This is a genomic window from Sorangium sp. So ce367 (assembly GCF_051520455.1).
GTDB lineage: Bacteria > Myxococcota_A > Polyangia > Polyangiales > Polyangiaceae > Sorangium > Sorangium cellulosum_B.
In genome coordinates, this window is sequence record NZ_CP150334.1 from 11862196 (window position 1) to 11883131 (window position 20936).

Genomic DNA, 20936 nt, shown 5'->3' on the forward strand with positions numbered 1-20936 from the left:
AGCGGACCCTACCCGGAGAGGACATGAAGAGACTGCTCAGAATCGATGCAAGCGCCCGTACGCAAGGGTCGATCTCGCGGAGCGTGGCGGACTATTTCCAGGTACGCTGGACAGAATCGAATCCGGGAGGCCGCGTCATCGTTCGCGACCTCGCCCGGTATCCGGTGCCGCACCTCGACGCCGCGACCATCGCTGCGTTTCTCGCGCCCCCGCCGCCTTCCGGGGGGCTGCTGCCCGAGGGCCTCGTGCTGTCCGACGCCTTGATCGATGAGCTGAGCTCGGCCGATCACCTGCTGATCAGCAGCCCGCTGTACAACCTCACGCTGCCATCGACCCTCAAGGCCTACTTCGATCACGTCATCCGCAATGACCGTACGTTCGCACAGGTAGAAGGGCGCTATGTGGGTCTCCTCACCAGCAAGTCGGCGTCCGTCGTGACGGCGCGCGGCGGCGTCGCCTCGCCCGCCGCCGAGGACGAGCTTCAGACCCGCACGCTGCGGGCGATACTGGCCTTCATCGGCGTCACGAAGGTCGACGTGATCTCGCTGGAGGGGATGAGCGGAGACGAGGCCACTCGGTCGCGTCGCGTCGCGTGCGCGCGGGCCGAGATCGACCATCTCTTCGCCTCTCCTGGAGAGCCGGTGTGCCTCGGGCCGTTCACCGAGGAAGATCGCCGGGAGATCGGCGGGCTGCGGGCCGCGCAGGCTGCTGCCATCCAGCGGGGCGACGCGGAGGCCTACGCAGCGCTCTGCACCGACGACATCCAGCTCCTGATCCCTGGGCACGAGGTCGTCTCCGGCCGCGAGCGGTTCCTCGCGTGCGAGGCGGAGCTCTTCCGGAGCGCGAGCTTCGCGTCGTTCAGGAAGACGCCGGAGCGGATCGAGCGGAGCGGCGACCTGGCCGTCGAGGTGGGCCGGCAAGAGGTGGCCATGCGGCGCGGCGGGGCCGCGGGCGTCTTCGCCGCGCGGCAGAAGTACACGCATGTCTTCCGGCGGACGGCGCAGGGCTGGCGCTTCGCCGTGCTGATGTCCAACGCCATCGAGTAACCGCCATGGATCAACGAACACATCTTTTCGAGAGCCACCGCCCCCTCCTCGAGGGGCTCGCTTACCGGATGCTCGGCACGCGCGCCGACGCGCTCGACATCGTGCAGGAGACGTTCTTGAAGTGGAGCCAGACAGACACCGACCAGATCCGCGACGCGCGCGCGTGGCTCGTCACGGTGTGCAGCCGCATCGCGTTGAACACGCTGCAATCGGCGCGTTCCCGGAGAGAGACGTACGTGGGCACATGGCTGCCAGAGCCGTTGATGGAGGATACGCGGAGCCCTGACGAGGAGCCGCAGATCGACGAGACCGTCTCGGTGGCGTTGATGCACGCCCTCGAGCGGCTGACGCCGAAGGAGCGCGCCGCCTTCCTGCTGCACGACGTGTTCGGCTACAGCTTCGACGAGATCTCCACCCTGCTCGGCAAAGAGAGCGCGGCGTGCCGGAAGCTCGCCTCCCGTGCCCGCGCGCGGGTCCGCGACGCGCGGCCGAAGTTCGCGGCGTCGTCCACCGAGCACCAGCGCCTCCTGACCGCGTTCCTGAGCGCCGCCCGCGCCGGCCGGACTGACGAGCTCCGCAGCCTGCTCGCGGAGGGCGTGGAGCTCCACGCGGACGGGGGCGGCAAGGCCGAGACGGTGACCCACGTGCTCCGCGGCGCGGACGCGGTGAGCACCTTCTTCGCCCGCGTCTGGAGCGCCGCGGCGCATCCCGATGGCCGTTACCGCTTCGTGGTGCGGTGGTTCAACGGTTCCCCGGGGCTCCTGGTCCACGACGAAGATCGGCTGATCGCCGCCGTGAGCGTGAGCGTCGATGAGGGCATGATTCGAGGGGTCTATGCCCACCGCAACCCGGAGAAGCTCGCAGCCTTCCTCGCGGAGGCTGGCTGAGCGGCGCGGGCCCGGCGCGGGAGGGGCCAGAGATCAGCGGCGGACCCATCCGTGATGTTCGGGCCCCCGCCTACGTACAGGCACCCACCGTTCACGGGCAAGCCGGTGGCGCGGAGGTGCGCGGTCGCGGGCTCCGCCGGAAAGACGGAGCCGCCGCAGGCGGCGAGGAGGAGACCGGAAAGAACGGCGGATGCCGCGCTGGCGTACTGCGCAGGCGACCTCCACGGAAGAACAGGAGGGATGCGTCGGAAATGCCATCCACGCATCCAGGATCCCCTTCCCGCACCCACCCCCCCTGTGCTCCGATCGCGCCAGGAGCCAAGCGCGAGAATGAGCGAGTTGAGCCTCGAAGGTGTCCTGGAGAAGATCGAGACGATCCGGCGGGAGGTCATCGCGGCGGAGACGGAGCGGGTCGATCGCGAGTATCGCTGGCCGGAGGCGAGCCTGCGCACCTTGTTGGAGGCGGGGCTCGGCGGGCTCGTCATCGGGCGTGAGGTCGGCGGTCTCGGCGGCGGGCTCTTCGCCATGGCCAAAGCCTGCGAGGCGATCGGCGAAGCGTGCGCTTCGACCGCCCTTTGCTTCGGAATGCACCTCGCCGCTTCCGCGGTGATCGCCGCCAAGGCGACGCGGGATCACGCGCAGCGTTACCTCGCGCCCATCGCGGCTGGCCGGCACCTGACCACGCTGGCGCTGAGCGAGCCGGGCACCGGGTCGCATTTCTATTTCCCGCAGACCGCGCTGACCCCGGACCCCGGCGGCGGATACGTGGTGGCGGGCAAAAAGAGCTTCGTCACGAGCGGAGGGCACGCGGACTCGTACGTTGTCTCGACGGCCGCGGCGGACCCGCTCGCGGCGCCGGACGAGTTCTCCTGCGTGGTCGTGGGCGCGGGCGCCCCGAACCTCCGCTTCGGTCCGGAGTGGAAGGGGATCGGCATGCGTGGCAATGCGTCGAGGCCCCTCGACCTCGATCACGTCCGCGTACCGCGCCAAGACCTGCTCGGCGAGGAGGGCGATCAGATGTGGTACGCGTTTCATGTCGTCGGGCCCTATTTCCTGGTCGCCATGGCAGCCACGTACATCGGCGTGGCGACGGCGGCCTTGCGGGAGGCCATCACGCACGTCGGGGAGCGGCGGTACGCGCATAGCGGGCAGGGGCTCGCCCAATCTCCGGTGCTGCAGCACCGGCTCGGGAGCCTGTGGGCGGCGGTGGAACGGACGCGCAGGCTGGTCTACCATGCGGCCGCCGCGGGGGACGCGGCGGCGCCCGACGCCCTGCTCTCGATCTTCTCGGCCAAAGCCGAGAGCGGGGATTGCGCGGTAAACGTCGCCAACGAGGCGCTGACGCTGCTCGGCGGCATCGGGTATCGCGAGGGCGGGCGCCCGGAGCGGCTGCTCCGGGACGCCCGCGCCGTTCACGTGATGGCGCCGACGACGGATATCCTCCGCACGTGGGCCGGTCGCGTGCTGCTACGACAGCCGCTCTTGAGGGATTGATCGATGGGGGGGACAGTCGGTGTTCTCGAGGGAGGAACGCTCCTCCATTCCCTGATCGAGCGCCATCACGACCGATTGGGGCCTTGCACGCTGAAGCGCCTTTCGGAGGCGAACGCGGCGCTCTCGTGGCTGCGCAGCGCGGGCCCGGAGGCGGACGTGCTCCTCATCGGCCCGAGCGTGGAGAACGCGGTGCGGATCGCGGAGCGCGCCGTGGCCATGGGGCGAGGGACCGAGCTCCTGATCTGCGCGGGTCCCGAGAGTCACGCTGCAATCAAGGCCGAGGCCGAGCGCTCGTATCTCCTCGGCGACGCGGCGACGTGCCTTTCGATCGACGAGCCCGATGCGGTCGTCCGTGCGCTCGCGGACGCGCTCGGTCGAGCCAGGAAGAGGCGCCGCTATGAGGGGCTGGTCTCCGCGGCCGAAGCGGCCTCGGCGCAGGCCGCGCCGGTGCTCGCGTCGCCGCGGGCGGGTAACGTCGAGGGGCTCTGGAAATACGCGCCCATCGGGGTGCTCGTCGCGGACGTGATCGAGGGGCGGGTGCTCGATCGAAACCAGAAGGCGGCGGAGCTCCTCGGCGTCGAGGCGGGGGCGCCGCTCGACGAGGGCTTCGCGGAGCGCGACCGCGCGCGGCTCGCGGCGCTCCTCGCCGAGGCGCCGAGCGGCTCGCCGGCCCCTCGAGCATTCGTCGTGGAGAGGGGGGGCGTCGCTCTCCACATCGAGGTCCTCATCGCGGCCGGGCATACGGAGCAGAGCCGGCTCCTCCTTCTCCAGGACGTGACCGCGCGGCGCCTCGTCGAGGACGAGCTGCGACGGAAGCTCGCGCTGATCGAGGAGCAACAGCGGCGGATCGAGGAGCTCTCGACGCCGATCATCCAGGTCTGGGAAGGCGTCCTGTGTTTGCCCGTGATCGGCCTCGTCGACGCCGAGCGGGCGGCGCGGATGACGGAAGAGCTGCTCGCGGCCGTGGCGCGCGCGCGCGCGGCGTTCGTCGTCGTCGACCTGACCGGGGTTCCGGAGGTCGACGCGAGCACGGTCGACGGCATCGTGGGCATGGTGCGCGCCTCGGCGCTCCTCGGCGCGAGCTGCCTCCTGTCCGGGATATCGGCTCGCGTGGCGCGCGCCATCGTGGAGCTGGGGCTCGATTTGCAGGGAATCCAGAGGTTTTCGAGCCTGCACGCAGCGCTAGGGAGCGTCCTGAAGAACGGGCGGTGAGGGCCGTGGCGGTGGCGCCCTGCTCTTTTTTTCTGGACCTAGCAGTCCAGAACGGTCATGCTCTCTCCGTGGCCCGGCCCAAGGAGTTCGATCGCGACGAGGTGCTCCGGCGCGCCATCCCGGTCTTCTGGGAGAAGGGCTTCGCCGGCACCTCGACCGAGGATCTCGTGCGTGCCATGGGGATCGGCCGACAGAGCCTCTACGACACCTTCGGCGACAAGCGACGGCTGTTCCTCGAGGCGCTCCGCGCCTACAACGCCGACAGCATCGCCTCGGTGATCAAGGCGCTCCGGGCCGGACCGACCGCGCTCGCGGCGCTCGAGCGTGTCCTCGTCGACCTCGCCGAGGAGCACGGTGCGGCGCGCTCCCTCGGCTGCATGGGCGTGAACGCCGTCTGCGAGCTCGCCCGCGACGACGACGAGGTGCGTGCGCTCACCGCGACCAGCATCGCGCTGCTGGAGACCGTGCTCAAGGACGTCATCGACGACGGCAAGGCGAAGGGTGACATCGGCTGCACGGTCGACAGCCGCGCGGCCGCGCGCTTCCTCGCGACCACGCTCGGCGGGATGAAGGTGCAGGCCAAGGCCGGCGCATCGACCGAAGCCCTCCGCGACGTCGCGGCCTTCGCGGTCCAGAGCCTGCGCCCGCGCTGATCGCGCGGCGGCCGCTCCGGGCCTCGCCCTTGCCGCGCGCTATTTTTGACTGATCGTTCAAGTAAACCGAAGCACAACAGCCAACGACGCAAAGGAGATCGACATGACCAACGACATCAAGCCGCTCGCAGGGAAGAAGGCGATCGTCATCGGCGGATCGCGCGGCATCGGCGCGGCCATCGTGAAGCGCCTCGCGCGGGAGGGCGCGGCGGTCGCCTTCACCTACGTGAGCCGGCCGGACCGGGCGCGAGAGCTCGTCGCGGCCGTCGAATCCGAGGGGGGGCGCGCCATCGCCTTTCAGGCCGACAGCGCCGATGCGAGCGCGCTCGAGCGCGCGATCGCCGAGGGCGCGAGGGCGCTCGGCGGGCTCGACGTCCTCGTGAACAACGCCGGCATCCTGATCTTCGGCAATGCGGACGAATACAGTCTCGAGGACTTCGACAAGATGATCGCCGTCAACGTGCGCGGCGTGTTCGTCGCCGCCAAGGCCGCGGCGAACCACCTCTCGCGCGGCGGGAAGATCGTCGTCATCGGCAGCAACATCGCCGAGCGCGCGATGCTCGCCGGCTCGGCCGTGTACGGGATGACGAAGGCCGCGGTCGCCCGGCTGGTGCGCGGGCTGGCGCTGGATTTCGCCCCGCGCGGCATCTCGGTCATCAACGTCCAGCCTGGCCCGACGACGACCGACATGATGCCGGCCGACGGCCCGCACGTCGACTGGGTGCGCAACCTGAGCCCCGAGAAGCGCATCGCCGACCCCGACGAGATCGCGCGGTTCGTGACGTACCTGGCCCGGCCCGAGTCGACCTACATCAACGGCGTGAGCCTGACGATCGACGGCGCCTTCTCGGCGTGAGCTGCCGGCGCTGCTCGCAGAAGCCCGCCTCGCTTGCTCGGTGAGCCGAAGCCACGCTACGACCGGCGCAGGAACACACCGCATGCGGGGGGTCGCCGGAACGTGGACGCAGGTGCCTGAGATCATCGATTCGAACAGGGCTGTTCCGGCCACGGCCCGCGGGCGAGCCCCGCGCCCGCGCTGCGCCGCCGCCCGCGCCCGCGCCCGCGCGGTGCTCGTCCCTGTGTGCGCTGCGCTCGCGGCCCTGTCCGTGGCCTGCGGCGGCGGCCAGACACAGGGCGAGGCGTTCGACCCGCGCTGGAAGGACGACGGCGGCGCGGGCATCGCGGCCTTCCAGCAGCGGTTCGCGGGCAGGCGCATCCCCCTCGGCGCCGACGTGGCGGTCGGCGTCGTCGCCGGCGCGGGGGCGTCCGAGCTCGTCGGGGTGCCGCTCGACGGCGGCCCGGCGTGGACCTTCGCGCACCCGCTCGACGCGCGCCCGGCCGTCGCGGGGAGCGTCGTCGTCGGGCTCGGCCAGGGCGAGCTGTTCGCCCTCGACGCGCGCACCGGGGAGCTGCTCTGGACGCGGCGCGCGGGAGGCAGGCTCCGCGGCGCGGGCGACGACGGCGAGACCACCGTGGTCTCGCTCGTGTCGACAACCGGCACCACGAGCGTCGTGCTCGCGGTGAGCCGCGAGGGGTTCGTGCTGCGCCAGATCGAGGACTCCGCCGCCATCGGCGTGCCCGCGGTCGTGGGGCGCTACGCGTTCCTGCCCTGGCAGGGGCGCTACGTCACGGTGTTCGACCTGCAGACCGGCGGCGAGGTGGCGCGGGCGCTGCTCCGCACCGAGGTGAGCCGCGCCTTCCTGCTCGGCGGGGCGGTCTTCTTCGGCGGCGAGGCGGCGACGCGGTTCGACGCCTCGATCGGGCTCGGCGCGGCCGGGCGCGCGTCGACCGCGCGGCTGCCGGCGCGCGAGCTGCCCGGGGCGCCGGTCTGGATGACCGCCGGGACCGAGGTGCTCGCGCCGGTCGCCTCGGCCGAGGACAGGGCGCGGCTCTACGCCCGCCCCCGGCCGGCCGGCCCGCCGGGCATCGAGGCGGAGCGCTACATGGCGACGTACTACCGGGCCGCGGTCGGCCTCGACGCGCGCTCCGGCGCGCTCGCCTGGGCGCACGCCGGCGAGGCCGACTTCCTCGGCGGCGCCGCCTACGCGGGCGGCTTCGCGCTGTGCGACGCGCGCGGCGGGATCGCGTTCCTCGACGCGCAGCGCGGGGCCGTGGCGGGGCGCGCGTCGCTCGGCCGGCCGATCCAGGCGTGTGTGGTGCAGGCTGACGGGCTCACCGCCGCGTCGATCGGCGCGAAGCCAGCGGAGGCCGCGGCGGCCGGCACGAGGCCGGTGGACGCCGCGATGACCGGCGCGAGGCAGTGAAGGTTGTGCCGGCCGTCGCCGCGCGCCGCACCGCCCTGAGATCCCCCGCGCGCAGTCATTGCGTGCTGAAGCGCCCCGGAGGTAACCGCCCAGCCAAGGGCATCGTGACCGTCCGCGCGGCGCCGGTCACCGATTCCCATCAGGGGCCTGGCTGCGGCGCGGCCTGGCACGTGCCGGCCACGCACGCGAGCTGCGGCGCTGGCAGGCACGGGGCGCACTGGAGGTTCCGGCACGCGGGTGTGAGACGGGCGTAGACCTGACGGAAGAAGTCTTCGCTGCCGTCGTAGATCATCAGGTTGGGCGCACTCGCCGCGACCGCCCTCGACGAGATCGTGCCGCAATCGCAGCAGCGGTCGACCGCGAACACGAACACGCAGTCCGACGCGGCAGCGCAGGTCGCCGGGCCGGGCGGCAGGGGCGACCCCGTCGGCCCGCCGGCGACGGTCGCCGTCGATGCCGCGGTCGGCGTCACGGCGGCAGCGGGCGGCTGCCCCGCGCCCCGCGGGGGCCCACTCGGACGGTGTTCGCCGCCGCACGCGGCCAGCAGCGCGGCGATCGCGATCACGAGACGACCAGCTCCTCGACCCAGGCTCGTATGCATCCCGGGTGAACGGTCGACCTTCCTGCCCCCTTACAGTGCTTCACTGGGCACGTGCGGGCGACGACGGTGAAGATCCAGCTTCTGACCTCGTCCCGCAACGGATGTCGTGGCCGTCCAGCAAGAGACGGCCATCCGTGAGCGCCCGGCCATTGCCCGGGCGCGACCCCTTGCGGCTCTCGCCCCGGTCGACGATGGTGGGTGCCGACTTGATCCACCGTCGGAGGTGCACGTAGCCTCGACCGCACCCCTCGGGTGCAATACGTAGCGGCGCGCTGGAAGCGCACTCTACCAGAGACGGCAAAGATTCGAGCCACCATGTCTGACGAGATTGACGCGATACGCTATGCAGGGAAATGGCGTCTACACTTCGAAAGAAAGGCGGATCATAACAAGGCCGAGGCGTTGATCTGCTTCACCGCCGTCGTTGCATGCACGTTGGTGGCGCCGATCTTCGTCATGCTGGGCGAGGGATTCTGGCTGAGCAAACTGACGCCGTCGCTGCTCTCGCTGCTGGCAGCAGGAATGACGACATGGCTCCAGCTGAGAAAGCCTCAGCAGCTCTGGGCGCTGTACCGCACGTGTCAGCGGCGTATCGAGGATCTGCAGGCGGCGCATTCGTTCGGATTCGCAGGCTTCGAAAGGGCGGCCGACCGCGATCGCCTGCTCGCCAAGCGGGTCGCCGAGATCGTGATGTTCTCCCATGAGCAATGGGTCCCCTTGGTGCCAAGCCCGGAAAACATCGGTGCGCTCACGGAGTCGAGGCTTCGAAGAGCTCCGGACCCGGAGGAGGGTAACGCGTAGATAGATCGTTGCGGTTGCGCGACCTCGTCGAGCTCCGGCTTCGAGCCGAGCCGGGCTTTCGTGGTCGCCTCGCTTTCCAGTACGTCGAGCCGCGCGGTCACGTTCGAGGATCAGGTTGCGGCGCGCGCGTCGAGGCGCGCGCCTGGAGCTCGCCCACCTGGCTGTGCTCGTAGAAATCAACCAGCGCTTGTCCGCCGCGGCCGAGGCCCGCCTGGGCGTTGATGTAGGGCACCGCGTCTCGAATCGCTTTCATCGTCAGCTCGATGTTCTTCTGCGTCCCGACCACGAGGGCGGTGTGGTGCTCCACCGCCCGCTCGGGCTGCGTCAAATAGCGAAAGAGCTCCTGGATGCGCGGGATCTGGATGCGGCCGCGCGTGCCGAAGGTGTCGATGCCTTCTTCGCTGACCCGGCCCACCCCGCCGTAGAGGAACACGCTGCCTTCGCGCGCGTTGGTGCAAGGTCTCAAAAAGGCGCAGGTGCCCGCCTTGAGCTCGCCGTCGACCGCGCCCCAGGTGTTCTCCGCGCCGATGTCGGCCTGGGTGGCCAGGATCTCCTGGCGGGTGATGCGGGCGCCGGGGCGCATCACGCTCTTGGCCCAGACGCCGCAGTGGAAGAGATCCACCTCCTCGCGCTCGTCATCGTACATGTTGTTCCAGTCGCCCAGCAGCGGTACGAGCCCGGAAGCACACTGCAGCATGTACATCCCCATCCAGCCCGAGATGTCGGTCTCGCAGGCGGCGGGGATGAGCTTGTCCGAGAGCATGCTCATGCAGGTGCAGGGCATCACGCCCACCTCTCCGCCGATCTGGTACTTCTGCATCTCCGTCCAGCAGCGCACCGCGATGCCGTCGAGGTCATTCTCTTTCACGAAGCGATCGAAGACGACGCCCATCCGGGCGATCGCTTCCAGCGAGGCGCGCGGAACGTCACCCGCCGCCATGTAGCCGGAGACCGCTTCCAGCTGGGTGGATAGCTCGCGCGGCGAGACCTTGCGCATCTGTCGATCGAGCGCGATGAGCTCCAGGCCGACCGTGCTCAGGCCCATGTGCCCCAGGAGCTCGGTGGAGACGTTGGTGACCGTCTGGAACGCGTCGGGCCCCGAGCCCACCAGCCCGAGGCGCACGCCGCGGCCCCGGCGGCGGAACTTCGATGCCAGGACACAGCTCGCGTAGAAGGCGTGGAGATCGTCCGCGAAGGCCGCAGAGCTCACGGCTTCACAATGCCTGGACGTGAGGGTGTACGGGTAGCCGATGTGGCGGAGCGCGTTGGCGGCCGAAAAGCGCCCGCACGCCCCGTCCCGCCGGCCCTTCTGTCCCATGCGTCCCAGGCCGCGCACGTCAGGCTCGGTGTGCAGCAGCACCGGCACATCGAGATCGGCCAGCCGCAGAAAGTCTCGAATGCCGTTCTCGTCGGAGAAATTGTACATCGAGCAGATGACGCCGATGGCCCCGCCGCCGTCGGGAGAGCGCCGGTACTGCTGGGCGACGCCCGCGGCCGCGCGCGCGTCGGCGTAGGTCTCGACGTTGCCGAGATCGACGTAGCGCACGCGCTGGCCGAGCACATGGCCCACGGCCGACTGGGTGGCTTTCGCTCCCTCCTCCGCGAACGCCGTCGGAAAGAAGCCGCGGTTGCCCATGAAGCCCAAGATCACCGGTTCACTCTGTGCCATTGCCTTCTCCTGGAGCAGGCGGGCTTGAGCAAGCAGGGCCCTGCCGCTCCAGCCCGCCGGAACGTCAAGGTCGTCGTCGCGTCGGCGCCATCTGGCGGATCTGTAGAAGATCGCTGCCATGGCCCACTCGTGCGCGAGGGACCGCAGCCACCGACCGCGTATTGCGCTTCAATACTATGCCTGTGCGTGCTACCGTCAACAGCTAATCCGAATTAGCTGAACGGAGCGCGCGCTTGAACGATCCCCCCGACCCCGACCCGCCGCACGTGCCCGGCCTGCGTCCGGTCCGCATGAAGGACATCGCCGAACAGCTGGGGCTGTCCCAGACCACGGTGTCTCACGTCCTGACGGGCAAGCATGCGAAGTTTCGCATCAGCGCCGCCACGGTGGAGCGGGTCTGGGCGCTGGCCCAGAAGCTGGGTTACCGGACCAACGCCATGGCCCAGGCGTTCCGGGAGCAAAAGTCGTACGCGATCTCGCTCGCCGTCGAGGACCTGGCGAACCCGTTCTGGGCCGGGATAGCCGTCGGCGCCGAGCGCGAGGCCGAGCTCCACGGTTACGCGCTCGTGGTGAGCCACCTGGCCGGTAACGCGGGGCGCCAGCGTCGCGCGTTGCAGCTCGTGCACGAGTCGCGGGTGGATGGGCTCATCGTGTCCCCGGTTTCCGGCGGCGATGGCGATCTCATCGCGGCGCAGAAGCAGGGACTTCCCTTCGTGCAGATCGACCGGGCGGTCCCGGACCTCGACGTGGCGTGCGTGCGCACCGATCACGCCGCCGGCTCGGTGCTGGCGCTCCGCCACCTTCTCAGGCACAAGGATCGGTCGCTCGTCTACATCGGCGGTCCGCTCGACATCGCCACCTACCGACATCGTCTCGACGGGTTCCAGGCGGAGCTCACGCGGAGCGGCGCCAAGGCGGCGGCCATCGAGGAGTTGAAGGAGGCCACCCCGGAAGCGGCCGAGACGCGCATGGTCGAGCTTCTCCAGCGGCTGCGTGGACCTCTGGCCGTCTACGCGGCAAATTTCTGGAGCACTGTCGGGACCCTGCGGGCCATCCGCGCCGCCGGCCTCTCCGTGCCCCACGAGATCGACGTCGTCGGATTCGACGACATCCTGATGGCCGATCTCCTGCGCTATCCCGTCGCGACCGTCGATCAGGACGTCGGCGGGATAGGACGCGAAGCGGTCCGGCTGCTCCTTGACATGCTGGCGGGGGCCAAGGTCGCGCGAGAGGTCCTGCTCCCCCCTCGCCTCACCGCGCGAACATCGGACGTGCCGCGCAGCGAGAGGCGAGCCCGCGTGCGGCGAGGCGACCGCTCCTGACCGCCCACCACATCGATCGGCTTTCTGGCGGGAAGGTTCCGTGCGGGCGAACCGTAGCATCCGCGGAGATTCGCGGAGGGCGTGACCACGGATTGCAATCCCTCGGACGGCATGGGCCCAGCCTGGGGCGAACGAACAGGTGATTGCGGGACTGCGCCTGCCCTGCGTCTCGCGCCGCCTCGAGAATCGCCGGTGTCCGCCGTGCGGGGACCGCGAGCGGTGCTATGGTGCGCCGCGCCCCGCGGTCCCCGACATGCTCCGAGCGTGACGGCTCCTCTCGGGGTGCATCCTATCTTACGCAGGGAGATCAGATTCATGCGACAGTCCTATGTTACTCTTGCAAGATTGTTGTGTGTCGCGTCGGCGGCCCTGGCCGCCTCGGCCTGTGGAGGCGACGAGGGCGCTCATTCCGATCAGGCTCCTGACATCGAGCGCTCCGACACGGGAGCGCTGCTGGAGGACGCCGTCGACTCCACGTCGTCCGGCGCGGGCTCGCCGGGTGACGAAGGATCCCCCGGAGGCAGCGCGAGCGCGGCCTGCCAGCTGCCCGACGGTCCGCGATCGTTCAATGAGCTCAAGGGCCCGCCCGGGAGCCTGGCAGCCGATTGCGTTCCCACGTGGACCGAGGAGCAGCTGAGCTCCGGGTTCGCTGCGATCCGCGACAGCCGGCTGCTCGCCATGCCGGAGCAACCCGAGTTTCTGCGGCGGCTCCCCTGGCTCGCGGCCGACAACGGCTGCGAGGAGCGGGCCGAGGCGGCGATCTACTTCTTCCAGCAATGGGGCTATCCGACGCCCTACTTCGCCAGGGTCAAGGCAAAGCCGCGCAAGCAGCTGGTCTTCCAGACAGCCAACGAGCCGTCCGGAAGCGTGACGTGGTCCGGCCACGTCGCGCCCGTGGTCCGGGTCGGTGGGCAGCTCATGATCCTGGACGTCGCCATCGATCCGTCGCGGCCCCTCCCGATCGCGGAGTGGCTCTCTCAATTCAGCGTCGTCGACGACATCGACGTCGCGTTGTGCCGCGACCACGCCCTGGGGGAGGGGTGCTTCGACGCTGTGCCCCTGGAGCCGCCGCCGCCCAACCTGAACCCCTATGGCAGCATGTACAACCGGCTCCTGACCGAATGGCGAGTTCAGGAGATCCTCGGGCGCGATCCGTACCGGGTCCTCGGCGAATGTCCGCCGTGGGGCCCCTGCGCCGAGCCGGCGCCCACGCCCGATCCGGGCCTCCCGCCGACCATCCGGCGCTTTGCGTCGGACCAGTTCGACAGCTTCGTCTGGTATCCCCTCTACATCATCGGGGACAACTTCGTCGAAGGCTGGACGACCGTGCGCATCACCGGAAACGGCATCGACGAGCTCGCGCCCATCGACGCCTGCAACATCCGCAGGATCCTGATCACCCAGGAGTATCCGCCCGGCGACTATCAGGTGACGGTGGCAAACGGAGAGCTCGAGAGTCAGGCGAGCCTTCGTATTCAGTGACCCGGATGGCCAGGCGCGTGCTGCTCGGGCCCAAATGGACGAACCCCTCGAGATTTCCGAGCTCCTCGCCTTCTCGAAGACCGTGGAGGCCGGATCCCTGTCCCGCGCCGCTGCCGAGCTCGGCGTCCCTCGCGCCACCATCAGCCGCCGCCTCGCGCGGCTGGAGGAGCGGCTCGGCGTGCGCTTGCTCAGGTTCGGCAAAAAGCGCCCGGCGCCGGATCATTCATCGATGAAGATGCCGGCGTAGCGGTGGATGCCGGCGTTCTGCGACTGTGCCGTGAATCGCACGTCGATGTCCTCGAGCCCGCCGGTATACGAGATGTTCCACGTGTACACGCCCCCAGGGCCAAGGGGGACAAATATGCTGCTCGTCCAGGGATCGCCGGCGTCCCACCGCCAGAAGGCCTGGAAGATGGTGTAGTCGATGCACGACGCGACGGTCTCCTCTCCTATGTTTCCCTCATCCCCGAGGCCATTCCCGCTGCCAGACATGATGTTGGAGTGGGATTTCTCTTCGGTGAATTTGCACCAGGAATTAACAAGGGCGCTACCATCCTCGGCCCTGACATCGTCTGCCCAGCGAGAGTAGTAGCGGCATCGATCGGTGAACTCCCATCTCGGGTTTTCACCTTCGCAATAGACGGCCTCGGCAGCCATGGCCAAGCTCGCCGGATCGGGGGCACGGAGCCGCTCGGGAGCGGAAGGGAGCCGAGCCTGGCGCCGGGCCGGATCGCATGAAGCCTCGAGGCGCGCGGGCACGCGCTGCTCGGGCGCGATCGCCCGCAAGAGATCAGCCGGGCACATGGTCTCAGCGTCGTAGCCAGCCCTCTTGAGCAGCGAGGGCGTGCCGTCCTGGCGATGCTCTCCCACGGCGACGACGCCTCTGTCGTCGAGGACGCAGAAGACCACCCTGACGCCGCTCTGGTGGCTCACCACCGCCACCGTGTTGTCGCCGCAGGGGTGATCTTCATCCGCATTGGCCACGGTGGGAACGCCCTCGACCGATGTGTCGTCCGCGCTGGAAGAAGGCGGGAGCGCCGCGGGCCCGGTCAGAGCCCCGGTGTCGTCGGGGAGCGGAGATTCGAGCTCGGTCCCGCCGGAGCATGCGAGCAGCGGGAGCGAGAGCAAGCAAAAGCCAAGCATCGTCCGGTTCTTCATCCTTCTCTCCTTCATTGTCCGCATTCCGTGCCGCGTCGAGCGATGGATCCTCCGCTCGCGGCAGGACCTCATCCGACCTGCCAGCGGCCTGGTACGACGGCGTGTGCCGGGCAGCCTCTGTGATGTTGCCCCTTGCGCAGCTTGTCTCTGCAGTCTCTGCAGTCTCTGCAGTCTCTGCAGCCTTTGCAACGCGTGTGCCGGCTCGGGCCGCGCTGGGCTCTTGTTGCGCCGGCGCACCGAGCTTGGATTCGTACAGCTCAAGAACCGCAATCCAGCGGAGAGAGCGCCTCGGCGCGCGACGTGCGGCCAGATCTCTGCCGGTACGTGGGCCGAGCCAGCGGAGCTCGTCCCCGTGAGGCCGTGGCATGTCCCGTGACATGTCACGACGGGGTCGTGACATGTCACGGGGACATGCCACGATGACGCCGTGAGTTGCCCGGGAGCTCGCCCGCGGAGGCGCCTCGCGCGGCAGCGGGCGCTGCGCCGCGGGGGCGTCAGGCGCTCTCGCCGAGGTCCCGCAGGGCGCGCGCGAGGCGGTCGGCGAGCGGCTGAGGAGCGCTCGGTCTCATCCGTCCCCGCCCCGTCATCGCAGCAACCCTGGCGGGACTGTTCCGCGGTGGCGAACCGTCGCGATCCGTCGGACGCCCAGGGATTTGGGGAGAGTGTGACGACGGATCGCACCGCCTCGAGAGGCATGGGCCCAACCCGGGCCCAGCGGCCAAGCCCCGGGCTTGGGGAGCTCGCCGTGACCGAGCCGTCGCTTCGGGTGGCCGTGATCGCCTCGCTCGCCAGCACCCTGAGCCACGCCGTCGCTTTCGGGGATGAGGTGGCCGCCCGGGTCGTTCACGAAGCGATCGGTCGGCTGCTCGGGCTACCGGTGGCACCGGAGGGGTGAGCAAGCTTGGGCCGAACGTCGAGCAACGCGTGGCCTGTCGGCGCCAGAGCGCTACGGGAGGCGGGTCGTCATCAGCACGCTCACGAGGCCGCTATTGAAGTCGAAGGCCTTGGCCATTCACAGCCTCAGGCTGCGACTGGAGCGTTTAGAGCGTAGTCCGCCATTTGATCACGCAAGGCCTTCTGGAAGGCCGGCCGCGCCTCGCAGCGCTTGACGTAGGCGTCGAGCACGGGAAATTCGGTCACCAGGTCCGTATGCCGAAGGAACCGCAGCACGGTCGTCATCAGGACGTCCGCCGCGGTGAAGCGACCGACCAGATAGTCGCGCCCGTCGAGCCAAGCGGAGAGCGCGCCCAGCCGAGCTTTCACCGCATCCACGGCCCGGGGACGCCGCAGCTTCGCCCACTGTTCTTCGCTGTGCTGCAGGTCCATCGCGAAGAGGTTCTGGATCGGCGGGTCAACCGTGTCGAGCGCGGCGAACATCCAGGCGACCGTGTTGGCGCGCTCGTGCCGATCAGCGGGCATCAGAGCCTCGGAGTCGGCGGCGATGTGATGTACGATGGCGCCCGATTCAAACAGCCATCGACCCTCCGCCTCGAAGGCCGGCACCATCCCGAAGGGGTGGTTCTGACGGTACGCGTGCGAGCTCCGCTCCTCGCTATCGAGCAGTCTGACCTCATAGGGGAGCCCGGCCTCCTCGAGCGCCCAGCGCACGCGCAAATCGCGAACAAGCCCCTGGGCGAACGGCGGGGCCCAGGGCAATCCCGTGACGGTGACCTTATCCATTGTATTCTTTGCCTCTGTGGAGTTGTGTTTCTTGGAGATGGCGCCGATCCTCGGATGACCTTCGGCCATCCTTCGCTCATGCTCTCGAACGCAAAATCATTCTTCGGCGCGCAGAAACCGGCATGCACCAGGCGAATCCGGGGGCCGCCGTGGACCTTGGTGAGCGTCCACGTGACGACGGCCTCTCGAACAGATCCCGGCGCGACGCGCGCCCGCTTGGCCCACGAAGACGTACTCCTTTTCGATCTTCACGCAGGGGAGCTCGTGCCGCGCCGCGGAGAGGGCGTCGCGTGCTCGCGCGCCGTCCGCCGGCAACGAGAGGTTTAACGCACGGGCGGCGCCCCTGGGAGCAACAAGTTTGTCGCGAATCCGGTGAGCGGCGGCGCGAGCACCACGACCTCGTACGAGGCGGAGGCGACGCCGGGAGCGGTCTCCACTTTTGTAGGTCCCGCCGTGCTGATGAGCACATTTCCCGCTGTGGCGCCCGCGCCCTACCTCAGGCTCAACGACCGCGGGCGAGCATGCGCGTCTCACGCGCACGGCCGTGGCTGTCCGCGGCCGTCGCGCCGAGGCCGCACGGCGGATCGGGCGCGAAGGTGTCGTCGACGCCGGCCGCCTCGACCAGCTCGGCGTCCCAGTACAGCGGGAGGGCATCCCAGGGAACACCGAGCACGGCGCCGGAAGCGTCAACGACGAGCTGATCGTTGGTGGCGTACACGAAGCCGGCGTTCTGCTGCTTGCTGCGCGCGACGACCTCGGCCATCGCCGCCTTGTCCGGCACGCCGTAGACGATGTGCCAGAACCAACCGGGGAGGTCGGGGGCGTCCGCGGAGACGCGCGACGATCTGATCCAGGAAAATGCCGTCGACGCCGTACGCGCCGTGGATCGCATACCAGTCGTCGATGTCCTTCTGTATCTGCGCCGTCCAGTCGGCGACCGAGCTACCGCCGCCGACTGGGCCGTCCGGCCTGGTGGAGTGCGGCGCCACCGGCGGGAAGCCGAAGCCGTAATAGCCGGTGTCCACGTACACGAGGGCCATGTCGAGCCCGCCGCTCGGGTCGACTCATATCCTCGTCCCCGGCGACCAGGCGGCACGACTGACGCTGGCGGAGTTGGGGAGCGCGAGCGCACGCTTGCGGGTGTTCGGGTCAATGGTACACGGGTTCATCATGCGCATGCTCATTGCTGTTCCCTGCGCCGTGTCCCTCATGCTCGCGCTCGCCCCGGCGTTCGGCAGCGAGCCCGCCGCGTGCTCGGCAGATACGCTGACGCCGGCCGCCTCCGGGCTTCCCGATCACGATCCGGCGCTCGCCCGTAGGCTGGTCGCCTCCGGGGGCCTGTTGCTCGACGTGCGGACGGGCGAGGAGTATGCAAATCGCCATATCGAGGGCGCCGTCAACATCCCCATAGGCGAGCTCAAGGGTCGCCTTGCAGAGATCGAAAGGCTCACGGGCAGCGACAAGCGCACGCCCATCGTCGTTTACTGCGCGTCAGGGAGGCGAGCGCAGCAGGCGAAGGACGTGCTCCTCGAGGCTGGTTACGAGCAAGTGACGAACCTCGGCGGTATCGACGACTGGAATACCAGGTAGACACCACCCGGCGCTCGGCGGCAATCCGTCGCTCACGATCGGGGCCCTGGCCGAGATGGTTGCATAAGGGATCCCCGGTATGAAGGCCACCGCGACGCTGTCGCGCCGCTCCCTCGGCGCCCGTCGGGGCATGCCAGCTCGCAGAGGCCAACGAGCTAACAGGACACGTCATGCGCGGCCCGGCTCGTCCGAGGCGCGCTCTGCCTTCAACCCGCAGGCTGTGGAGTGAACGCGGCCTCTTAGATGCATGGATAAGTTGCTGATACAGCGTCACTTTTCCCGGAAGGATGCGGCTCGCGTAAGGTTCTCTATGTCAACCAGCGCGTGCAGCGTGGCCGTACGGTAGGACCGGTGATGCCGCGGCCCTTAACCGCGGGCGACGCGGCGGCGGAGGGCGCCCTCCATTGGGCCCCACCGGAGCCACCCTCGGCGGTGAAGCAGGCGGAAACTACGAAAATCGCTACTGGTTCCGGCGACCGCTCGTCATCGACCGGTGTTTCTGGCGAACCCAGGACAGGTCCCGCAGTTGGGGCCTGGCATCTTCGAAACGTTTGGACTTCCTTCTCCCCGAGGACCCAGCTTGAACCTGACGCCGAGAAGTGAAGCCTGCTGCGCCGTGTGAATCACGTACGGCTTGCTGTGCGCGCCCGACACCACCGGCCCTCAGTTGGTCGTTGCGCGGTCCATGCCTCATGCTGCACAACGTCAGCCATGGCGAACAGCACGCGTTGGCTGGTGACGGTGGCGCTCGGGGCCTTCTCTGTCCTGGGGTGCAGCGACGACACGCCGAGCGGCAACAGCGGCGGTGCGGCAGCGGGCGGCCAGGGCGGCAGCCAGGCGGGTGGAGGCGGCAGCAGCGGCGCGCAGGGCGGACAGGCGCAGGGGCCCGGAGGGTCCGGCGGCGGACAGGCCGGCCAGGCGCAGGGCGGCGGCGCAGGCTCCGGTGCGACGCGCTCGTTTGCGCTGGGGTTCACGCCGTTTCCGTACGACGTCACGAGCCAGGCCGTCGACTGGACCTACGGGGCCCTGAAGCAGGACGGGGACCTGTTCGCGTTCCACACGACGCAGGGCGTGGCGTGGGTCGAAGCGCTCGAGGGCAAGAGCGCCGCGCAGTACGGGGCGCACATCAAGGCCGAGTGGGCGAAGCACGTCGCGCAGATCCCCGCGGGGCACAAGGTGTATGTCGGGCTGACGCCGCTCGATGACTCGCGCACCAAGCTGGCCGACTACTGGGGCGACATGGAGCACATGCCGCTGCCGGGCGAGTGGGCCGGCTACGCCCTGGATGCCCCGCAGGTCATCACGGCCTACATCAACTTCTGCGAGGCCGCGGTCGGCCACTACAAGCCAGATTACCTGGGGATCGGCATCGAGGTGAACCTGCTGAAGAAGCAGAACCCGTCGGCCTGGCCTGCTTACCTGACGCTGCACAAGAAGACCTACGAGGCGCTCAAGCAGAAGCACCCGACCTTGCCCGTCTTTGCCTCGGTCACCGCGGTCGACCTGCTCAAGGGCTGGACCGACGCCGACCACGAGGCCCAGATGCAAGCGCTCGCCGAGCTGCTGCCGTACACCGACCACCTCGCGCTCTCCTTCTATCCGTACATGAGCGCGTACCTCGCCAACCCCGTCCCGGCCGGCACCTTCGACCAGCTTGCCGCCCTCGCGCCGGGCAAACCGATGCTCATCGCCGAGACCGGGTTTCCGGCGCAATCGACCGAGCTCCCGTCATCCGGCCTCACCTTCGAAGGCACGGAGGCCAAGCAGGACGCCTGGCTGTCGCTGGTGCTCGCCGAGGCCGACAAGCGCAAGATGCCCATGGTCGTGAACTTCGTGGCGCGCGACTACGACGCGCTCTGGACCGCAGCCGGCGGCGGCGACCTGCTGGCCGTCTGGCGCGACACGGGGCTCTACGCCGAGGACGGCTCCGCTCGCAAGGCGCTCGCCTCCTGGAAGGACTGGCTGGGGCAGCCCCGCAGCCCCTGAGCCGACCCTGTCCGCGCGAGCGGTCAGCGCGTCGGCGCCGCCGCCTCGCGCCACCATCCGCCGGCCGGGCGATGAGCAGGTCCCGCTCAGCGCCCCTCTCGCTCCGGTTCCCTGTGCCTCCCGTACCTTCTCATCACCTCGCGCAGCCGGTCGAGCGGGATGGCATGGGCGACGTGGTCGTCCTGCCCGAACGTCGTCGTCGCCATCGTCATCGCGTTGGGGATGGCCTCTTCCGCCGCCTGGAACAGCGGGTTCAGCCGTCCGTCGTATAGGGTACGATCCTGCCGACTGAGGCGGTCATGTAAGGTCCTCTATGTCAACCAGCGCGTGCATCGTGGCCGTACGGTGGGACCGGTGAAGCCACGAACCCTTCACCGCGGGCGATGCGGCGGCGCAGGGCGCCCCGCTGGGCCACACCGGAGCCACCCTCGGCGGCGAAACAGGCGAAAACTATCAAGATTGCTGCTGTTTCCGGCAACCGCTCGTCATCGACCGGTTTCTCTGGCGGGACGATTCCGCGGGGGCGAACCGTCGCGATCTGTCGCATCCCTGGGGATTTGGGGAGGGCGTGAGTGCGCCGGGATAAACCGGCACGGAGATGGGTATGCAAGAGACCTACATCAAAGGCGGCCGAAGTGTCGGATCTTCACGAAGCGATGAGGCAGCACGTGCATCAGGAAGCGACGCAGAAACTCGTCTGCGGAGAGCGTCACGGTCTTGTCTCCGCGGGTCCGGAAGCACACGCCGCGCTCATCCATCCACCGCAGCCGGTGATTGGACAGCCCGACACGGTGGGTATAGCGACCGAGGTAGGCAAAGACCTGCTCGGGCCCAGCGAAGGGCGGCTTGGCGTAGACCACCCAGGGCTTGCGGTAGAGCGCGTCGAGCAGCGCAGCGAAGCTCGTCGCCCTGGTGGCCTGCGCGGCAAAGAGCCGAATGGCCCCGAGGAGCAGGCCGAGCAGGCGTTGATGAACAGCGATAAGGGCTACAAGAGCGCCTTGCTGTCAACGCTGAAGCGCATCCGGGAGCTGCTTGCGGAGGGCCGGCTCTGAGCACCACGAGGGACACGGACGACGGGACTGCCCCTCAGG

General features: G+C 69.2%; 19 protein-coding genes and 3 pseudogenes. 15 read left to right on the forward strand and 7 right to left on the reverse strand.

From position 1 onward, the window contains the following. The first annotated feature begins 23 nt into the window (after positions 1-23). The 7 genes from WME97_RS44935 to WME97_RS44965 all read left to right on the forward strand — a co-directional run bounded on the left by WME97_RS44935 (position 24) and on the right by WME97_RS44965 (position 7556). Complete coding sequence (locus WME97_RS44935) at positions 24-1046, forward strand: NAD(P)H-dependent oxidoreductase (protein WP_437547236.1); 1023 nt, start codon at positions 24-26, stop codon at positions 1044-1046. A 5-nt stretch (positions 1047-1051) separates the two neighbouring features. Further along, on the forward strand, positions 1052-1933 hold the full coding sequence (gene sigJ / locus WME97_RS44940; protein ID WP_437547237.1) for an RNA polymerase sigma factor SigJ: 882 nt from the start codon (positions 1052-1054) through the stop codon (positions 1931-1933). Positions 1934-2263: 330 nt separating this feature from the next. Continuing rightward, on the forward strand, positions 2264-3427 hold the full coding sequence (locus WME97_RS44945) for an acyl-CoA dehydrogenase family protein (protein WP_437547238.1): 1164 nt from the start codon (positions 2264-2266) through the stop codon (positions 3425-3427). 3 nt (positions 3428-3430) lie between these two features. Continuing rightward, positions 3431-4639 carry an STAS domain-containing protein gene (locus WME97_RS44950; RefSeq protein WP_437547239.1) on the forward strand — a complete coding sequence of 403 codons (1209 nt, stop codon included), beginning with the start codon at positions 3431-3433 and terminating at the stop codon, positions 4637-4639. Positions 4640-4707: 68 nt separating this feature from the next. Further along, positions 4708-5292 (forward strand): TetR/AcrR family transcriptional regulator, encoded by a 585-nt coding sequence (locus tag WME97_RS44955; RefSeq protein ID WP_437547240.1) that lies wholly within the window; start codon positions 4708-4710, stop codon positions 5290-5292. 103 nt (positions 5293-5395) lie between these two features. Next, positions 5396-6148 (forward strand): SDR family oxidoreductase, encoded by a 753-nt coding sequence (locus WME97_RS44960; protein WP_437547241.1) that lies wholly within the window; start codon positions 5396-5398, stop codon positions 6146-6148. Between the two features lie 112 nt (positions 6149-6260). Next, on the forward strand, positions 6261-7556 hold the full coding sequence (locus tag WME97_RS44965) for an outer membrane protein assembly factor BamB family protein (RefSeq protein ID WP_437547242.1): 1296 nt from the start codon (positions 6261-6263) through the stop codon (positions 7554-7556). A gap of 139 nt (positions 7557-7695) precedes the next feature. Here the strand turns inward: WME97_RS44965 and WME97_RS44970 are convergent, their stop codons facing one another. Further along, positions 7696-8121 carry a hypothetical protein gene (locus WME97_RS44970; protein ID WP_437547243.1) on the reverse strand — a complete coding sequence of 142 codons (426 nt, stop codon included), beginning with the start codon at positions 8119-8121 and terminating at the stop codon, positions 7696-7698. A gap of 351 nt (positions 8122-8472) precedes the next feature. Here WME97_RS44970 and WME97_RS44975 point away from each other — a divergent pair, with 351 nt between their 5' ends. Next, a complete protein-coding gene (locus tag WME97_RS44975; RefSeq protein WP_437547244.1) occupies positions 8473-8958 on the forward strand; it encodes an SLATT domain-containing protein in 486 nt (161 codons plus the stop codon). 97 nt (positions 8959-9055) lie between these two features. On the opposite strand, the gene WME97_RS44980 is transcribed toward WME97_RS44975, so the two are convergent. Continuing rightward, a complete protein-coding gene (locus tag WME97_RS44980) occupies positions 9056-10627 on the reverse strand; it encodes an L-fucose/L-arabinose isomerase family protein (protein WP_437547245.1) in 1572 nt (523 codons plus the stop codon). 233 nt (positions 10628-10860) lie between these two features. On the opposite strand from WME97_RS44980, the gene WME97_RS44985 reads away from it, so the two are divergent. From WME97_RS44985 to WME97_RS44995, 3 genes and pseudogenes are all read left to right on the forward strand, one after another. Continuing rightward, positions 10861-11949 (forward strand): LacI family DNA-binding transcriptional regulator, encoded by a 1089-nt coding sequence (locus WME97_RS44985; RefSeq protein ID WP_437547246.1) that lies wholly within the window; start codon positions 10861-10863, stop codon positions 11947-11949. A gap of 315 nt (positions 11950-12264) precedes the next feature. After that, entirely contained in the window at positions 12265-13431 is a 1167-nt protein-coding gene (locus WME97_RS44990; RefSeq protein WP_437547247.1) for a protein-glutamine glutaminase family protein, read from the forward strand. A gap of 34 nt (positions 13432-13465) precedes the next feature. Beyond that, a pseudogene (locus WME97_RS44995) lies at positions 13466-13621 on the forward strand (helix-turn-helix domain-containing protein); the annotation flags it as partial. Positions 13622-13650: 29 nt separating this feature from the next. Here WME97_RS44995 and WME97_RS45000 read toward each other — a convergent pair. Then, the gene (locus WME97_RS45000) at positions 13651-14589 is read right to left on the reverse strand and encodes a hypothetical protein (RefSeq protein ID WP_437547248.1); all 939 of its coding nucleotides are present in this window, start codon (positions 14587-14589) and stop codon (positions 13651-13653) included. Positions 14590-15334: 745 nt separating this feature from the next. Here WME97_RS45000 and WME97_RS45005 point away from each other — a divergent pair. Next, on the forward strand, positions 15335-15484 hold the full coding sequence (locus WME97_RS45005; protein ID WP_437547249.1) for a hypothetical protein: 150 nt from the start codon (positions 15335-15337) through the stop codon (positions 15482-15484). 125 nt (positions 15485-15609) lie between these two features. Here WME97_RS45005 and WME97_RS45010 read toward each other — a convergent pair whose 3' ends face one another. Both WME97_RS45010 and WME97_RS45015 read right to left on the reverse strand, forming a co-directional pair. Next, positions 15610-16269 carry a glutathione S-transferase family protein gene (locus WME97_RS45010; protein ID WP_437555622.1) on the reverse strand — a complete coding sequence of 220 codons (660 nt, stop codon included), beginning with the start codon at positions 16267-16269 and terminating at the stop codon, positions 15610-15612. Between the two features lie 502 nt (positions 16270-16771). Then, positions 16772-17032 carry a hypothetical protein gene (locus WME97_RS45015; protein ID WP_437547250.1) on the reverse strand — a complete coding sequence of 87 codons (261 nt, stop codon included), beginning with the start codon at positions 17030-17032 and terminating at the stop codon, positions 16772-16774. Between the two features lie 275 nt (positions 17033-17307). Here WME97_RS45015 and WME97_RS45020 point away from each other — a divergent pair, with 275 nt between their 5' ends. Both WME97_RS45020 and WME97_RS45025 read left to right on the forward strand, forming a co-directional pair. After that, entirely contained in the window at positions 17308-17859 is a 552-nt protein-coding gene (locus WME97_RS45020) for a rhodanese-like domain-containing protein (RefSeq protein ID WP_437547251.1), read from the forward strand. Between the two features lie 711 nt (positions 17860-18570). After that, the gene (locus WME97_RS45025; protein WP_437547252.1) at positions 18571-19845 is read left to right on the forward strand and encodes a hypothetical protein; all 1275 of its coding nucleotides are present in this window, start codon (positions 18571-18573) and stop codon (positions 19843-19845) included. 86 nt (positions 19846-19931) lie between these two features. Here WME97_RS45025 and WME97_RS45030 read toward each other — a convergent pair whose 3' ends face one another. Continuing rightward, positions 19932-20057 (reverse strand): hypothetical protein, encoded by a 126-nt coding sequence (locus tag WME97_RS45030; protein ID WP_437547253.1) that lies wholly within the window; start codon positions 20055-20057, stop codon positions 19932-19934. Between the two features lie 417 nt (positions 20058-20474). Next, positions 20475-20768: pseudogene (locus tag WME97_RS45035) on the reverse strand (transposase); the annotation flags it as partial. Here WME97_RS45035 and WME97_RS45040 point away from each other — a divergent pair. Continuing rightward, positions 20760-20897, forward strand: a pseudogene (locus WME97_RS45040) (DUF1857 domain-containing protein); the annotation flags it as partial. The pseudogenes WME97_RS45035 and WME97_RS45040 sit on opposite strands and share 9 nt — an antisense overlap. Positions 20898-20936 lie beyond the last annotated feature (39 nt).

Bases quoted from the DNA above. Each gene is read 5' to 3' on its own strand.
- WME97_RS44935 (WP_437547236.1), top strand. From the start codon at position 24: ATGAAGAGACTGCTCAGAATCGATGCAAGCGCCCGTACGCAAGGGTCG.
- sigJ (WP_437547237.1), top strand. From the start codon at position 1,052: ATGGATCAACGAACACATCTTTTCGAGAGCCACCGCCCCCTCCTCGAG.
- WME97_RS44945 (WP_437547238.1), top strand. From the start codon at position 2,264: ATGAGCGAGTTGAGCCTCGAAGGTGTCCTGGAGAAGATCGAGACGATC.
- WME97_RS44950 (WP_437547239.1), top strand. From the start codon at position 3,431: ATGGGGGGGACAGTCGGTGTTCTCGAGGGAGGAACGCTCCTCCATTCC.
- WME97_RS44960 (WP_437547241.1), top strand. From the start codon at position 5,396: ATGACCAACGACATCAAGCCGCTCGCAGGGAAGAAGGCGATCGTCATC.
- WME97_RS44975 (WP_437547244.1), top strand. From the start codon at position 8,473: ATGTCTGACGAGATTGACGCGATACGCTATGCAGGGAAATGGCGTCTA.
- WME97_RS44980 (WP_437547245.1), bottom strand. From the start codon at position 10,627: ATGGCACAGAGTGAACCGGTGATCTTGGGCTTCATGGGCAACCGCGGC.
- WME97_RS44990 (WP_437547247.1), top strand. From the start codon at position 12,265: ATGCGACAGTCCTATGTTACTCTTGCAAGATTGTTGTGTGTCGCGTCG.
- WME97_RS45000 (WP_437547248.1), bottom strand. From the start codon at position 14,589: ATGAAGAACCGGACGATGCTTGGCTTTTGCTTGCTCTCGCTCCCGCTG.
- WME97_RS45010 (WP_437555622.1), bottom strand. From the start codon at position 16,269: ATGGATAAGGTCACCGTCACGGGATTGCCCTGGGCCCCGCCGTTCGCC.
- WME97_RS45015 (WP_437547250.1), bottom strand. From the start codon at position 17,032: ATGGCCGAGGTCGTCGCGCGCAGCAAGCAGCAGAACGCCGGCTTCGTG.
- WME97_RS45020 (WP_437547251.1), top strand. From the start codon at position 17,308: ATGTCGAGCCCGCCGCTCGGGTCGACTCATATCCTCGTCCCCGGCGAC.
- WME97_RS45025 (WP_437547252.1), top strand. From the start codon at position 18,571: ATGGCGAACAGCACGCGTTGGCTGGTGACGGTGGCGCTCGGGGCCTTC.
- WME97_RS45030 (WP_437547253.1), bottom strand. From the start codon at position 20,057: ATGACGATGGCGACGACGACGTTCGGGCAGGACGACCACGTCGCCCAT.